The sequence below is a fragment of the Paenibacillus sp. FSL A5-0031 genome (assembly GCF_001956295.1).
Classification (GTDB): domain Bacteria; phylum Bacillota; class Bacilli; order Paenibacillales; family Paenibacillaceae; genus Pristimantibacillus.
This window is the reverse complement of sequence record NZ_MRTD01000008.1, coordinates 96930-112071: the sequence shown is the minus strand read 5'-3', so window position 1 is coordinate 112071 and position 15142 is coordinate 96930. Positions and strand designations below refer to the sequence as shown.

The following is a 15142-nucleotide window of genomic DNA, read 5'->3' as shown; positions in this document are numbered from 1 at the left end:
CTACTGCCTCTTTAGTTTGTGTTATTGACCCGTGTAAATGCGGTAGATAAGTGCTGCCGCTTCCGCTTTGGTCGTGGTTTGGTTCGGCTTATAAGTACCGTCTTGGTAGCCTGTTACTAGCTTCTGCTGCTTAAGAAGTGCAACGCCATCTTTTGCCCAGCTGGCAATAGATGAGCTGTCCTTGAAGCCTTTAAGCTGTTCAGTGCTTGCGCTAGTTAATTTCTTGCTGTTGAAAGTTGTAAGTGCTCTGGATAAGAGTGTAGCAATTTCTTGACGTGTAATTTCTGCTTTAGGTTCAAAAGCAGTTGCCGATTTACCTTGAATCAGGCCTTGTTCGTAAGCCACAGCGATTTCATCGTAATACACGCTGTCCTTAGCTACGTCTTTGAATGGGAGGCTCAGGCCAGTGCCATCAAGACCGTAAGAGCGAACGAGCCATGCAGCGAATTGCTCGCGTGTTACTTTTTTGCTTGGACTAAATGTAGTCGTTTGATCAAGTACACCTTTGTTAAGAAGGCTATTTACAGCTGTCGCTGCCCAGTGTGTTGTTGCGATATCTGTGAACGTTTGGCCAGCCTTCATAACTGTGTATTTACTGAAATGTCCACGATTTACGTTAACGGTTTTTGTAATCGGATCATAAAGTCCGCCTACAGGCTCCCAAGTTAACGTTTTTTCATTTAACAAGTAAACGGTAAGGTTTGCTAGATCCGCTTCCGAGTATTTAGTCGTATCAATATTGGATACATCAAATGTTACTGGAATTGGTTTGTTGAATGCTTCTACCTTCTTGCCATCTACCGATGCATTAAACTCCATAACAGGTATGTTTGCTACTTGCTTAGCTGATGTTGGAGCAGTTACGGTTAAATTATGCACGACTTCTGCTGCTAGTGAGATCGTTTGGCCGCTAGCTACGTTTCCGAATGTTTCTGGTTCAACAGTGAAGCCGACGTTGCCCATTGAGAGCTTAAGTCCCGCAAGACCGCTATCCTTCACAGCTTGGTAAATCTCAGAAGGCAGCTCAGCAGCGAGTTTAGTGACGTTCTCGCTTTGTTTTGGAATATTAATGGTTACAACTGGATTGATGCTCGTTGCTTTGTCTGCTCCGACTGCGCCTGTAAGGTCTCTCATCGTTTCATCCAAAGCTTTTTTCGTTGTTTCTAGCTGTTGTCCGATTTTCTTCGCATCAAGCGTTGTCGTAAGCGCATTGCCATCTACTTTGACATCCTTGTTATCCAGAGTGACGGTTGCAGCTTTATCTACTGCTTTTTTACTAAGTGAAACAAGCGAATCTTTAAGTGCATCGATCTGTGCTGCATCTATGTTACCTAGGTTTTTCAGAACAGAAGCAGTGTCCTTGATGATAGCTTTAGCTAGTTCGATCGCTTTCGGACCATTCTCAACTTGTTCAAAAGCATATTTAGTATTGTTAACCATCTCTGTAATAGTTGCCGCTACTTTAGCTTTCTCACTAGCTGTTTGCATAGATTCAAGCAGTTTAGATGCCGAAGCAAGCGTTGCTGATACATTCTGAACAGACTTTTCAGCTTCTTTGCTATCCTTGACATCCTTTACTGAGTTAACAAGAGTGTTAATGAGATCCGCTGCTTTGTCAGCTTTGTCTTTATCGGTCTTGCTGTTCTCTAGCAGATCTTGTAAACCTTTGTCTACATTTACTGGTGTTGGAGATGGTGTTGGGATAACTCCTGGTCCAGTTCCCGGTCCAGGTCCAGTGTCTGGAGTTGGTTTCGTTTCCGGTTCTGTAACTTCTTCACCAACAGTGCTCACTTTAATTGTTTTATTTAACGTGAATGTCTTACCTTCCATTGTCACGGATGCGGTTATTGTATACTCGCCGTCCTCTTCAATATATATCCACTGAGGAAGGTATTCATTTTCTGTACTGTCTTGAACAACTGTTCCACTGCTGTTCTTAATGACAATTTTTGAAGCCTCCGGCAAAATATTATTTGAGCTTTTGCTCCAGCTATTGTTAAATACAATAAGCTCTGGCGTACTGTACAGCTGTACTTCATTGCCATTCTCATTAACCAGTCCGAGTTTAATCCAGCGTTGATCTACAGGAAGCATAATTTTTCCGGATTGATCGAGACCGAAAATATCAATTCCTTTAAGAGCGGAAGTTGTGATTTCTTTTTGTGTACCCGCCTTTAAATCATCCTTCGTCAAACGCACATCATATTGATATTGCTTCGAACCGTCAAATCCATTAATGGAAACGGCTACGTTGCCCGGCGTCAAATTAACGAAGTTTTCCTCAAAATGTACATATCCGCTTAGTTTGGTTTGCTTATCTGTAATATAGGCTACAGAATTAATTGTTGCGTCTCCAAGCACCTTTACTCGGGCGAGGGAGCTTGATTGGGTTGGAATATCAAGTGTATTCACATCTTGGTTCAGCTCAACATTTTCCAAATAAATGATATTGCCTTCCATGGTTCTTGCTACTACGTTATAAGTTCCCTTTGTTGCATAGAAACGGTTGTTTTCTCCTTGGTTATCGTCGATGAGGTAAGGTAGATATTCGACACCAGAGAGTTCTTTGCGTGCAATCGTTACTTCGTCCATTTGTTTGGTTAAATTGACGGTAGACACCTGCTGAAGAGGTTGCCTTGCATCGAGTACAACATTGTAGTCTTTGCCTGGTTCGGTCTTCACGGAGCCCAGCATATAATAGCCAAAAGGTGAACCGCTATTGCTGCTGCTCATATTAACACTGCGAACAAAATCCAAGTTTACGGTTGATGGTGATGGAACAATCAAATAGCTTACCGTTTCATCTTCATTAAGATAATCTTGTTGTTTTTGAACGGTATCACCAGACTGAATAGTAGCAAATACGGTAGCATTCTTCATTGGCACTCCACCAACTACATTCAGCTTATCGCTTTCTTCACGCTTATCGAGCCCAGAAACACGGATGACAGCTTGCTTCTCTGAATTAATAGCCATGAGATCAATGGTTTTGTCCAAATAGCCAGTTTTGCTGAATGTGAGATCATTGTGACCACCGGCATAAATTTTTGATAAAGTTATAATGCCGTTAGCATCTGACTTGCTTGTATGTTCTTGGCCATATAAGAAGAGGGACACACCTTCAACGGGATCTCCGACCATACCGGATTTATGTTCACGAACAGTAATGGATAATTTCTCAACAATATCAGATGTGAGATAAGGCTTGTTAACCATATCTACAAGGTTGCCATTCTGATCGCGAATTTCTAAGTCGAATTCATGCTTTGGTCCAACAGTAAAGCCAGTGCTGCTGCGTTCAATCCAATTTTCTTGATTACTTCTTTGCATAATTTTAACTATATAATTTCCCGTTTCCGTAGGACGGAATTCGTTATTATATACTTGAGTCAATTTACCGTTTTGCTTGTCACTAGACCAGCTCAGGTAGTTATACTCCAGGTACGATGCATTGTTTTTCGAGACGAGTATTTTGAGATCACTTCTACGGTCAATGGTTTGACCATTTTCATCTTTTAGTAGTGCTTTGAGCTTGAACGTTTCACCTAAGATAAGCTCGGTACGCTCCTCCAAAATGTTTCTCTTTTCTACGCCTGCAGTTATCTCTGTGTTAATGCTTTTACCGGATTTGTAGGAATAATTATTATCCGTCGGTGTAAAGTAGGAGTCGAGAATAGCCTCATCTCGATTGCTGTTAATCGCAGCGTTCAGCTTATAAATTTGCTTATTCTTCTCTACATAAAGCTGATTATTGCTTGCAAGATTTATGGTCTGTTCTTGATAGTTGTATCTGTCATTTAAATAAGCAATACGCAGTGCGGTAATGTCAGCTGCGGTTTTATAATCAGCAGCGATGCTGAGTGCAGAAAAGTTATCTTTATTCAGTTGATTTGCAAATGTATGTGATGCCTCATTCGTTTTAAGCAAATCCTTCACAACCGCTTTATCGCCATTAGGGAGATTAAGGGTAGCAATGAATTGGTAGGCAGTTCCTTTTGCAATATAGAGTGAATCTACATTTGCAAGAGTATCGTCTTTTTGATAGTAAACCTGCTTAAAGCCGCTGTTATTAATGAGGCTAAGCGATTCTACTCCTACAGGTTCATTGTTCCAGCTATAAGCGAAAGATTGCTTGCTGTATGCAGCCGCGTTGAGGATAGTCGTTTTGCGCTGCTCACCTGTTGCAGGCGTGAGCTCTTCATTGCTCAAGCTGTACAAATAGGTATCTGTGTTGGATTGCGGTTTAATCATTACTTGATAATTGCCGAACTTTCCATTCGTCAAGGCTACCATAACGCTTGGGGCAGAGAATTCTGCGCGGTCTCCTTGGCTATTACTAAACCAACCGCGGATGTTGGTTCCTTGGAACAGCTTACTGTTCTTATCCAAATAGCGCAGCTCAGTTACTTTATAATTCGGATAGCGATTATCTAGAACGTCTTGAAGATAGACGGTACCAACTGTGTAGGTATCTTTATTTTGATCGACCTGTAAGAAGAGTACCGGGTTGAAATAATTTGGTTGGATAATAGAGGAGCCGATTAAAGGGAACTGCCCCTCAGCATTCGTTGTATGGGTAGCATGGTTAAGGACGCTAACTTGCTTCCCGGCAACCGGCTTACCATATTCATCAAGCAGCGTTACCATAACTTTATCGTCATCCGAACGAATTGTGTCATTGATGGCCATAGTGGATTTGGTTTCGCCTTTCGGCGTGCGCTCAATCTTGAAGCTGTAGCTAGAAGGTAAAATGTTTACGGTTTGCTCCCATGCAAGAGGCTTTACATTACTGTGGAAAGCCGCTTTTAGTGTATAGGATGCGCCAGGCTTCAGACTGGAAAATTCCAGTCCAGAGAAGGGGATGGAATACGTCGAACCAGAAACCGTAACCTCATTCTCCTGGATTTGTTTTGTGATAGCACTACCGACTTTTTTATCCTCGGCATCGATCAACGTAAACTCGATGGATTTTCCACCCATCATTGCTCCGAAATCTTCTTTCTCAACATCGATTGTACTATTTAGTACGACATTTTTGGTGCCGTCCTGCTGTGTAGTCGTCGAGATGATTTCTACAGAGCTTGCTGCCATAACGGTAAAAGCATTACCCAAAGCAAGCAGCATTGTCATCAGCAGCAGAAAGCCGCTTTTGAACATCTTGTTTTGCATGTTTTTTGTCTCCCCTTACAAGAATTTGTTGTAAAATGTAAAAAAATGACTCATTTCACTAGCAAAGCCACTACCATAGTACTAAAATTTGCATTACACTAGCATTACAGACTAACCTAAAATCATACAGTAGTGGTAATGTAGGGGGACTATGGACATATTTAATTTGTTCTACCAATTCAATCAGTGCACTTCTGATCCTGATGCTGAAGTTGTAGTACTCTTACACGGTTTAGGTCTAAATGCTCGTGTGTGGGAGCCGCTGGCTGCTGTGCTAACTGAACGGTATCATGTTGTACGGTATGATTTGCGCGGGCATGGGGAGCGATCACATGATGGTTCTCAGTTAACATGGGAGCTGCTTTGCAATGATCTTGATGACATTTTCCACTTATATAGCATAACGGAAGCACATTTGGTCGGTCATGGACTTGGCGGTAATCTTGCTGCAAGGTATGGAATGAGCCGCCCAGAGCGAGTGAAGTCGTTTGTTCTTATTTCGACGATTGGGTTTTATCCTCCGGAGGCAATGGAGCGTTCGGTTGAGCTGCGCCGGAGCTATGCTGAGAACGGTGTGGCAGCTGCACTGGCGGAGCAGATGGCTAGTTTAGTAACCTGTCTGCCTCAGGATAGGGAAGAGACAAGATGGGTAAAAGAGGCGTACTTGCAGTGCGACATGGATGTGTACTTTAAATTAATTGAGCTCTTTGCAGCCGAGAATCCTTTGGATGACTTATCCGCAATTAATAAGCCTTGCCTCGTTATGGCGGGGGACAAAGATACGATATATCCATCCTATATGTCGAAGATTACGGCGCAGTTTATTCCGAATGCGTTCTCGGTAACGGTGCCTGATGCAGCTAGCTTGGTGTTTATAGATAATCAGACCTATGCCGCTCAGAAGATATTAGATTTCCTCTCCAACCCTTTAAGTGGCACGGAGAGCACTAATGTCGGAGATCCGCTGCTTGGGTTAATGAGAATCGATGCGATTAAAATGTTTGGCGATGCCTATAAGAGTACTCCAAGCAAGGATGTGCTGCTCGAGGTCAAGCTAATTGGGTCGTTTCGTGTATTTATTAATGGCCAGGAATTACCGAGTGGCTGGCAGCAGCGTAATGCGAAGAGATTGCTTGTTTATTTAATGTTTTACCCGAATCCGACCAGAGAAAAGTTATGCGATGCGTTATGGCCACTTGCAGAGATTAGCAAAGCAAGTAATTTGCTGCGAGTTAGTCTTTCTCATTTAAAGGGATTGTTCGATACGGCGGGGACGAATCCGATTGTTGCTAATCGCAGCCATGTTAAGCTGAACGCGGTTGTCGTGTGTGATTTGCTGAAATGGATTCAGTCGCTTGAAGAAGCTCATATGGAGAAAAGAGCGCTAAGGAAATTTATTCTTATTAAAGAATTGCTTGTCTATCCTGTAGAAGAAATGCTCGCAGGCTTGTACGATAATTGGGCGGTTCAGGAACGAAGCAGGCTGGAATACATGCTGCTGGGACTTGTTGAATCACTCGCGGATAGCTATAAAAAAGATGGCGATTTTGCAGCGGCTAGTCAAGTAATGAGAAGGATCAGCAATATGTATAGCGAGGAACTAAATGGTGATACCGTTCGTAATACGCATGCTCAGGGAGAGGTGAGGGACCATTAATAGAGATACTGTTCTACACAAAATAAAGCTAGAGCAGACGATTGAGCTGCTGCGGCAGGAAATGATCGATAAGCTATTAGTGTGCCAGTCTTATCAAGCTGATGAAGTGTTGGGAGCAAGCAGGGCGCTTGATCTTGTTCTTAATTGCTATGATTGCGTAAGATTTGAGAGAGGCTGCATGAATGAGGAAAATTGTGCATCACGTGCACTATTAGATGACGATAGCTCTATTTAAAAATACGTTTACGTTTATTTTGTTTGTATTTATACCAGTAGCTGCCGTTCTCATCCTTGAAAATCCGAATTCCAAACCATTTCAATGGCGTTGATAGCTCAGTAAACATTAAATAACTAGACATGTCTATCGCCCTCATTTCACTTCTTTTTAGTTATAATACCAAACTTTAGGCTTATTGACTATATTGAAATAGGACTTTTATATCATTTATATTGATAATTGATGGATTATATTTCTTTATTTTTCAGTTAAAAATTTCAGCGCCGCCGGCTGCTTCGCTTTTACGAGCAAGCCGTTCTTTGGCATGCCTATTTTAGCACTCCTATGCTCGCATTTTGTTTGGGTGTTTTTTTCAAGTATGATAGAGGGATAATAAATTGGAAGCTGGTTGCTTTACAGGAGGTGCAATTGAATATGTATAGACCTGCTAGATGGAAGCCGACTATTCTGTGGGGGCTATTATTAGTAGGGTGGCTTGGGCTTTTATTCCTATTTTCATCCCAAACCTATGAGCAACAAAGTATTCAGCCGTTTTTGCGCAGTCACTTTACATACGATCAGCTCGTGAGATGGCTGCCGGATGTTACGATTACCTATCGAACGAGCATCGTTAATTCACATGATCGGCCTTATAGCTTTATCGAATTTTTGTTTCGAAAGGGCGCGCATTTGTTTGTGTATGCGACTTTTGCTGCGTTGATGTTTATGTTCCTGCGAGCACTGACCCGCGGACGCTGGTTCCTTTCCATTATACTTACGCTGATGGTTGCCATTGCTGTCCCGGCTATGGATGAGTGGAATCAATTAGGCTCTGATGAGCGTACAGGTAACGCAACTGATGTCGTTCTTGATTTTGTAGGGGGATGTGCGGGACTACTTATCTGCTTGTGTATTTTAGGATTGGTGAAGCTGTGGCGTTCAAGGTCAAGGAATAGATCTCAATACCGTTTGTAAGTGATGCAAAAATAGTTGCGGACAAAGCAGGCTGCTATCCATTATAATCGTCTTTGACATTGTATAGATTCGGTAAATGTGGGGGAATTGCAGCTTGCAGCGCTATGAGGAATTAGATTCACTTAGGGGATTGGCGGCATTAGCCGTAATGATTGGTCATTTCTTATTGGTATTTGCGCCTATTGCGCAAAATACGTCGGACCTCAGCTTTTTTGATTACCCGCTAAACCTGTTTAAATACACACCGCTGCATGCGATATGGGGCGGTCATGAAGCGGTCATTATGTTTTTTCTGCTCAGCGGGTTTGTACTTTCCTTGCCGTTTTTCAGCAACCGCCAGCAATCCTATTCAAAATATGTAATTAAGCGGATTTGCCGTATTTACATTCCTTTTCTCGTCGCATTACTGATCGCCATATTAATGAGGGAAATCGTCTATGTATCGAAGCTGACGAATTTGACGAGCTATTATAACAATCTGTGGGTGATCCCCCCTAATGTGACCTCAATTATTCATCATTTGCTGTTTGTAGGAAACTACAATACGACGAGGTATGATCCGATTTTGTGGACGCTCGTTCATGAAATGCGTATCTCGTTATTGTTCCCGTTTATTATGTTCATTATTGTAAAAAGCAGCTGGAAGGTAGGGCTGCCGCTGGCACTCGTCTTATCCATTGGCGCTGAAATTATGCTTGAAAATTTTGAAACGAAATATATGACAAACTTTGTGATCTCGCTGCATTATGCCTCTTTCTTCATTATAGGGGCGCTGTTGGCCAAATATCAGAAAGAGCTGAAGTCAGCATTTTCACGGTTGCATGGTTGGCGGGTTATGCTGATGCTTATTATCGGATTGTGCTTCTATTCGTTCAAATGGATCGGTTATGGCGAGGACTTCCATGACATGCTCATGCCGCACAGCGGCGATTGGATGACGGCTATCGGCGCTTCGATCTTCATTATTACAGCGCTATCATCCGTTCGTTTATCGAGGCAGCTGCAGCGAAAGCCGTTATTGTTTTTAGGTAAAATCTCATACAGTCTCTATTTGTATCATATGATCATCCTGTTGTCGCTCATCCATCTGCTGAATGGCGAGCTGGAAACAACGTTTATTGTGATACTCGCCTTTGTTGCTTCATTCGGAGCCGGGGCGCTAAGCTACTATTTCATAGAGCTGCCATCCATTCGGTTAGGCAAGTGGCTTACTGGCTGGGGCAAGAAGCCAAGTACGGCTGCTGTAAGCGGCAGTGATGGCGTATCGACCGGTGCATAATCAATAGGGCATAAGGAAGGAGCGGTTCCCTTAGTGGGAGCCGTTCCTTTTTTATGAGCAAGCAGGCAAGTGACTGATGTCGAAGGAAAAGCCTGATGTTCGATGTAATGTTTTGGAGGGAATGCACCCATCCTTACCCATGAGAAAATCGTTGTCTATATTTGCGCGGCGAGATGCTCTCGTATTTGGCAAAGCAAGAGGTGAAATAGGCAGCGTGATTAAAGCCGACCTGTTCTCCTATGCGGGCGATAGGCAGATCCGTTTGAAGCAGCAGCAGCTTTGCTTGTTCAATCCGGAAACGCATGAGGTAATCGAATGGCGCGCAGCCAAACTCCTTCTGCATGCATCTTGCGATATAAACGGGATGAAAGTTAATGCTGTCTCCCAGCTCCTGCGCGGTTATGCTATCACGATAATGCTCTCGCAAATAGGAAGCTGCCTGCTCTGCGCATAAAATAGAGGGAGAAGGCCCCTCGGCTTCCATTGATGCAGATAAATGCTCGATAACCTCTTGGAATACAAGCTGCTGCTTCCATTTTACGCTGGGAATATGGTCATTCATATTAAGCTGAACCAACTGGCGCAGCAGACTGTCCATCTTGGAGGGCTGCAGCAGTTTAGCAAACTGGGGAAGCTGTTTGGCAAAGGTTTGTGCCGTATAAATGTTGGTGTTCAGTATTCTTGTTTTGGAACTGTCAGGCGGCACCTCAGGCATGGATTGATCTGTTATACTCCACATCCCAGTCGTCTGAAAATGAATCCAGTAATAAGCGGTCTGCTCCTCGCATGCACGCGTTGCGTAATGATGGGCATCCGGCCTGAGAATAAGCGCGTGCCCTGCGCTCACTTCATAATGCTGATCTTCTTCCCCCATGTATAAGCAGCCCCGCGTTACAACGAGCAAATCAAACACATTAATGTTGCATCTGCTTGGATGCTTGCGGCCAGAAGGGGCAACCGTATAACCCCCAATGATATAATGCGGCAGCGGTGGAATCGTCATATGAATGATGGTCATGTTAGGATTTTCTCCTTCAAAAATTGAAGTTTGAATCGTTATACTTTCAGTTGTAAAAGTGATACATCAAGCTCAGTATAGCATCTATAATTTGATATGACGATTGATGATAAGACAACGGATACGGCCGCTATTAGGCAGCCGATGCAGGAGGACAACAGGATGGCTTTATCTAACAAAAAGATTTCGCTCTGGATGCTGGCGTGGCCAATATTCATAGAGCTGTTTTTACAATTTTTGCTGGGTGCGGCGGATACGCTGATGGTGAGCAGGATATCGGATGATGCAGTAGCGGTAGTAGGCTTCTCTAACCAGCTGTTTCAAGCGTTGACGACTTTATTTATAACTGTCGCGAGTGGAGCAGGCATACTCATTGCACAAAAAATAGGCTCCAAAAATGGCGAGGATGCTCGCACAATCGCGATAATGGCGGTGAAAGTAAGTGCCATCATTGGGCTTTTGCTTAGCGGGCTGCTCATCCTCATTCCAGGCGAGATCGCTGCGGTGCTGCAGCTTCCAGAAAATTTAATTCCACTGGCAAAGACGTATATCTCGATAGTCGGCGGCGGAATGGTATTGATTGCGTTGATGTCGGCGCTTAGCACATCGATTCGGAATACGGGAAATACAAAGGGACCTATGTATACGGCAATTGGAATGAACGTTGTGCATGTTTTTTTCAACTATGCGTTCATCTTCGGGGCATTCGGTTTTCCAAAATGGGGCTTGATGGGCGTAGCCATTTCAACCGTGTTATGCCGCTTGCTCGCTACGATTGTGCTGTTCATCATGTTCCTTAGCTCTTTTGAACGTACGATTGCTCTTCGTGACTTTAATGTATTTAATCGTAAGCTGTTCGGCGAAATTCTCCGTATTGGATGGCCGCTTGGCGTAAATATGTCTTGCTGGGTATTTACGCAGCTGCTTATTTTCACCTTTTTGGCTATTCTCGGCTCGAATGAGCTGGCGGCACGGACGTATATGAATACGTTGGAATCGTTTTGCTTCATGCTTGGTTATTCGATTGCACTGGCAGTTCAAATTCAGATTGCCCATCTATTTGGAGCGGGCAAGGTCAAAGAGGCGTACCATATCGCTTTCCGAGCGATGTGGATTGGGCTTGCGGTGGTGACGGTTAACGCGTTTCTTATTTATTTGTTTGGCAAGCAGCTGCTGGGCATGTTTACGGAAAACAAAGAAATCGTAGCGCTAGGCGTGTCTCTGCTCGGAATGAATCTACTGCTGCAGCCGGGCAAAATGATTAATATGGCGCTCGGCAATTCATTAAATGCGGTAGGCGATACCCGTTTTACGATGTGGACTTCGGTATTCTCGATGTGGCTGATTGCGACGGGATTAGCTTATTTTGTGGGAATTCAACTTGGTTGGGGCTTGATCGGGATATATGCCTGCATGATCTTAGATGAGTACATCCGCGGTATATTGTCTTTAATTCGCTGGAGAGGTCAGAAGTTTCTGCGCAGAGCAGAGCGGGATGAGGCCGAAGCGAAGCGAAGTGCAGAGAGCGGCATTAGTGGAAAAACACATAAACAAACCGCGCTGGATATCTAATAAAAGCGTATAATAGAGGAAGGAATAGACAGCGGCTTCGCAAGTGAAGGCTGCTGTTTTCCGTATTCACGGCAAGGGAGCGATTAACGGATATGGCATCGATGGTTATTATGAATGAAAAAATACGCGCCTCCGAGGTGCACTTGACTGGCTTGCGAGGCGAGGATTTAGGCATTGTCTCGCGTGATGAAGCGCTGGCAAAAGCAAAGGAATTGAAAGTGGATTTGGTCTGCACCTCGCTTATGAGCAGTCCTCCGCCATGCCAGCTGGTAGCCAAAGGGCAAGCGAAGAAACAGGCTGACCAAGAGAAGCGCGGGGCAAAAGTAAAGGAGCAGCCTAGCAAAATAAAAGAGCTCCGCTTGACCGCGCATATAGAGGATCATGATTATGATACGAAGCTGCGGCAGGCAGCGAAGCTTCTTGGTTCAGGCAACGGCGTGCAGCTCGTTGTAAAAATTCAAGGCAAGGAAGCTCCCAGAGCGAAGGAGCTGCTGGAGCGCATGCTGAAGGATCTAGAGGAGAGCGGCAAGAAGCAATCCGGCATACAAGTAAGCGGGAAGCAAGCGGCGGTGCAGGTGCTGCCTTTATAAAGGTAGGTTGAAGGTGACAGGTAAGCAGCGGTGTATCTATTGCGTATAAAGCCTTTCTAAAGGTGGCGACAACAGGGGTTAACAGGAGGAGGCAACAGCTTTCTCCTAAGGCTACATATAGGTTAGCTGATAGGGTGATTGATTCGAAGGCTTCTTGGCTTGCATCTATTTTCAAAATCGAAATGTATGCGCTTACTCATTTGTGGTAGCTTAGTAAGTAGAATGGCAATCGTTCCATAATGATCATTAACGGGGTGAATCATTAATGAAGAAAACATTGCATACAGGACCAATCAAGCTGCCGAGGCTGCCAGACCCTAAGCTGTGGGTGAGCAAAGCACCGTTTGGGCTAGGACGCATTAAGCCGCATCATATTCGTGACACGCTCAAGGTAGCGTGGGATAACCGAGACAGCTTGCCGTATGCGTATCGGATTTTGACGCAGGGTGTATGTGACGGCTGTGCGCTTGGCGTGTCCGGTTTATATGATCAGACGCTGGAAGGACCTCATATTTGTACGACGAGATTGAACGTCCTGCGGCTGAATACGATGCCTGCTATCAAAGCGGATGTACTGCATGGCGATATTGAGGAGCTGCGGAAGCTCGATAGCACGCAATTGCGCAAGCTGGGAAGGCTGCCGTACCCACTTATAAGAAGCAAGGGAGAAAGAAGCTTTCGCAGAATTTCATGGGATGAGGCATTAGACCGCATCGCTGCCAAAGCGAGGGCAATAGACCCTAAGCAGATGGCATTTTACTTAACTGCGCGCGGGATAACGAATGAATCCTATTATGTGGCAGCAAAGGCGGCTCGGCTCATTGGGACGAACAATATCGATAACGCTTCCCGCATTTGCCACTCTCCATCCAAAACAGCGATGAAGCGCTCTATTGGGGTAGGCGCCTCTACCTGCAATTATAAGGACTGGATTGGTACGGATGTGCTCGTTTTTTGGGGCAGTGTAGCAGCGAACAATCAGCCTGTATCGACTAAGTATATGTACGCAGCTAAGCGCAAGGGTACCAAAATCATCGTGATCAACCCCTATCGCGAACCGGCAATGGAGGGCTACTGGATACCATCTATACCGGAATCAGCTCTCTTTGGCACGAAGCTGGCAGACGATTTCTATCAAGTGAATATCGGCGGTGACATTGCTTTCATGCACGGCGTCATGAAGTGCTGGTTTGAGATGGAGGAGGAGCAGCCAGGCTCAGCGATTGATCATGCTTTTGTAAGCGCGCATACGAAGGGGTACGAGGAGCTGAGGGCTCATATTCAGCAGCAGGACTGGGAGCTGCTGGAGAAATCATCCGGGCTGACGAGAGAGCGGATGCAGGCTTTCGCTGCTTTGCTTGCCGAGGCGAAGTCAGGCGTATTCGTATGGAGCATGGGACTGACGCAGCATCGATTCGGCACGGACAATATTTCGCAGGTTGCCAATCTTGCGCTGCTCCGAGGTTTTCTCGGGCGGGAGCATTGCGGCTTGATGCCGATTCGCGGTCATAGCGGCGTTCAAGGCTCAGGCGAAATGGGGGCTGACCCCTTCAGTCTGCCTGGCGGTGAGTTCAAAGGAGCGGATATCCGCCGTTTAGAGGAGCTTTGGGGCTTCAAGCTGCCGGATTGGCAAGGGGACATTGTTGGCGTATCGCTTGAAAACGCAATGTTGAAGGAGCATGCGGATCGCAAGCTGAAGCTGTTCTATACATCAGGCGGCAATTTTATCGAGACGATGCCTGATCCTGATTTTGTGAAGCGCTGCTTAGAGAGCGTCGAATTGCGGGTGCATCAGGATATCGTGCTGAACAGCTCGACACTTGTAGATGCGCAGGAGGAAGTTATCATACTGCCTGCCATGACAAGGTATGAGCAGCCAGGCGGAGGTACGTCAACTTCAACGGAACGAATGGTTTATTTTTCGCCAACTATTGAAGGGCCGAGGATTGAGGAAGCGCGTGCGGAGTGGCAAATCTATGCGGATTTAGCTGCACGCATTAGGCCGGAGCTCAAAGCGGCTATCGCGTTCAAAGACGCTGCTAGCGTGAGGGAAGAGATTGCGATGGCTTCACCGAACTATGAGGGCGTAGAGCTGCTGCGGAACCAAGGTGACGTATTCCAATGGGGCGGGGCGTGGCTGTGCGAGGGTGGTTTTTGTCCAACTTCTGACGGGAAGGGCAGCCTGCTGCCTATTGAATTGCCAGAGCTGCGTATACCGGAAGGGCATTTCTATGCAACGACAAGGCGCGGAAAGCAGTTTAACTCTATGATTTATGGCGAGAAGGATGCATTTAACGATGCAGGGCGCTACGACGTGCTGATGAATGAAGCGAATTTGTCGGAGCTTGCGATCGCCGAAGGTGATGCGATTGTTGTATATAACCGCAGCGGGAGCTTCCATGGCAGGGCGAAACCAGCGGATATTGCGCCAGGCAATATCGAGTTGTATTGGCCGGAAGGAAATAGTCTATTTCCAAAAGGAGTATATGAGCCGTTTGCAGGCATACCAGAGTATAATGCTTCCGTTATCGTGGAGAAGGCTGAAACCTATCATGCCTTTAAGGATACCAAGTATATGGAGAAGCGGATTGTGGAGCTGGAAATCGAGCCGCCGGCGTAGAACTGCTGTGGTCGTAATGATGCATAAGCAAGCTGAGCGTGGAAG

Annotated in this window: 10 protein-coding genes; 7 read left to right on the top strand and 3 right to left on the bottom strand. The window is 45.3% G+C overall.

Annotated elements, in window-relative coordinates:
• Nucleotides 1–21: 21 nt before the first annotated feature.
• A complete protein-coding gene (locus BK120_RS15790; protein ID WP_076268453.1) occupies nt 22–5169 on the bottom strand; it encodes an S-layer homology domain-containing protein in 5148 nt (1715 codons plus the stop codon).
• Between the two features lie 151 nt (nt 5170–5320).
• Here BK120_RS15790 and BK120_RS15785 point away from each other — a divergent pair, with 151 nt between their 5' ends.
• On the top strand, nt 5321–6826 hold the full coding sequence (locus BK120_RS15785) for an alpha/beta fold hydrolase (protein ID WP_076268452.1): 1506 nt from the start codon (nt 5321–5323) through the stop codon (nt 6824–6826).
• Complete coding sequence (locus BK120_RS36415; RefSeq protein ID WP_372238999.1) at nt 6822–7061, top strand: aspartyl-phosphate phosphatase Spo0E family protein; 240 nt, start codon at nt 6822–6824, stop codon at nt 7059–7061. The genes BK120_RS15785 and BK120_RS36415 overlap by 5 nt, the downstream gene beginning before the upstream one ends.
• On the opposite strand, the gene BK120_RS35960 is transcribed toward BK120_RS36415, so the two are convergent.
• Nucleotides 7054–7185: a hypothetical protein gene (locus BK120_RS35960; RefSeq protein WP_256710911.1), complete on the bottom strand. Its 132-nt coding sequence runs from the start codon at nt 7183–7185 to the stop codon at nt 7054–7056. The genes BK120_RS36415 and BK120_RS35960 overlap by 8 nt on opposite strands.
• A gap of 293 nt (nt 7186–7478) precedes the next feature.
• Between BK120_RS35960 and BK120_RS15775 the strand changes: the two genes are divergently transcribed.
• Both BK120_RS15775 and BK120_RS15770 read left to right on the top strand, forming a co-directional pair.
• Nucleotides 7479–8018 (top strand): VanZ family protein, encoded by a 540-nt coding sequence (locus tag BK120_RS15775; protein ID WP_076268451.1) that lies wholly within the window; start codon nt 7479–7481, stop codon nt 8016–8018.
• A gap of 94 nt (nt 8019–8112) precedes the next feature.
• A complete protein-coding gene (locus BK120_RS15770) occupies nt 8113–9297 on the top strand; it encodes an acyltransferase family protein (protein WP_076268450.1) in 1185 nt (394 codons plus the stop codon).
• Nucleotides 9298–9430: 133 nt separating this feature from the next.
• On the opposite strand, the gene BK120_RS15765 is transcribed toward BK120_RS15770, so the two are convergent.
• Nucleotides 9431–10315, bottom strand: a complete 885-nt coding sequence (locus tag BK120_RS15765) for an AraC family transcriptional regulator (RefSeq protein ID WP_076268449.1) — start codon at nt 10313–10315, stop codon at nt 9431–9433.
• Nucleotides 10316–10477: 162 nt separating this feature from the next.
• Here BK120_RS15765 and BK120_RS15760 point away from each other — a divergent pair, with 162 nt between their 5' ends.
• The 3 genes from BK120_RS15760 to BK120_RS15750 all read left to right on the top strand — a co-directional run bounded on the left by BK120_RS15760 (nt 10478) and on the right by BK120_RS15750 (nt 15097).
• Nucleotides 10478–11887 (top strand): MATE family efflux transporter, encoded by a 1410-nt coding sequence (locus tag BK120_RS15760; protein WP_076268448.1) that lies wholly within the window; start codon nt 10478–10480, stop codon nt 11885–11887.
• A gap of 101 nt (nt 11888–11988) precedes the next feature.
• Nucleotides 11989–12477 carry a translation initiation factor IF-3 gene (gene infC, locus BK120_RS15755; RefSeq protein WP_076268632.1) on the top strand — a complete coding sequence of 163 codons (489 nt, stop codon included), beginning with the start codon at nt 11989–11991 and terminating at the stop codon, nt 12475–12477.
• Between the two features lie 265 nt (nt 12478–12742).
• On the top strand, nt 12743–15097 hold the full coding sequence (locus BK120_RS15750; RefSeq protein ID WP_076268447.1) for an FdhF/YdeP family oxidoreductase: 2355 nt from the start codon (nt 12743–12745) through the stop codon (nt 15095–15097).
• The last annotated feature ends 45 nt before the right edge of the window (nt 15098–15142 follow it).

Excerpts from the sequence above, each read along its gene's own strand:
- BK120_RS15790 (WP_076268453.1), bottom strand. The coding sequence starts at position 5,169 with ATGCAAAACAAGATGTTCAAAAGCGGCTTTCTGCTGCTGATGACAATG.
- BK120_RS15760 (WP_076268448.1), top strand. The coding sequence starts at position 10,478 with ATGGCTTTATCTAACAAAAAGATTTCGCTCTGGATGCTGGCGTGGCCA.
- BK120_RS15775 (WP_076268451.1), top strand. The coding sequence starts at position 7,479 with ATGTATAGACCTGCTAGATGGAAGCCGACTATTCTGTGGGGGCTATTA.
- BK120_RS15785 (WP_076268452.1), top strand. The coding sequence starts at position 5,321 with ATGGACATATTTAATTTGTTCTACCAATTCAATCAGTGCACTTCTGAT.
- infC (WP_076268632.1), top strand. The coding sequence starts at position 11,989 with ATGGTTATTATGAATGAAAAAATACGCGCCTCCGAGGTGCACTTGACT.
- BK120_RS15750 (WP_076268447.1), top strand. The coding sequence starts at position 12,743 with ATGAAGAAAACATTGCATACAGGACCAATCAAGCTGCCGAGGCTGCCA.
- BK120_RS35960 (WP_256710911.1), bottom strand. The coding sequence starts at position 7,185 with ATGTCTAGTTATTTAATGTTTACTGAGCTATCAACGCCATTGAAATGG.
- BK120_RS15765 (WP_076268449.1), bottom strand. The coding sequence starts at position 10,315 with ATGACCATCATTCATATGACGATTCCACCGCTGCCGCATTATATCATT.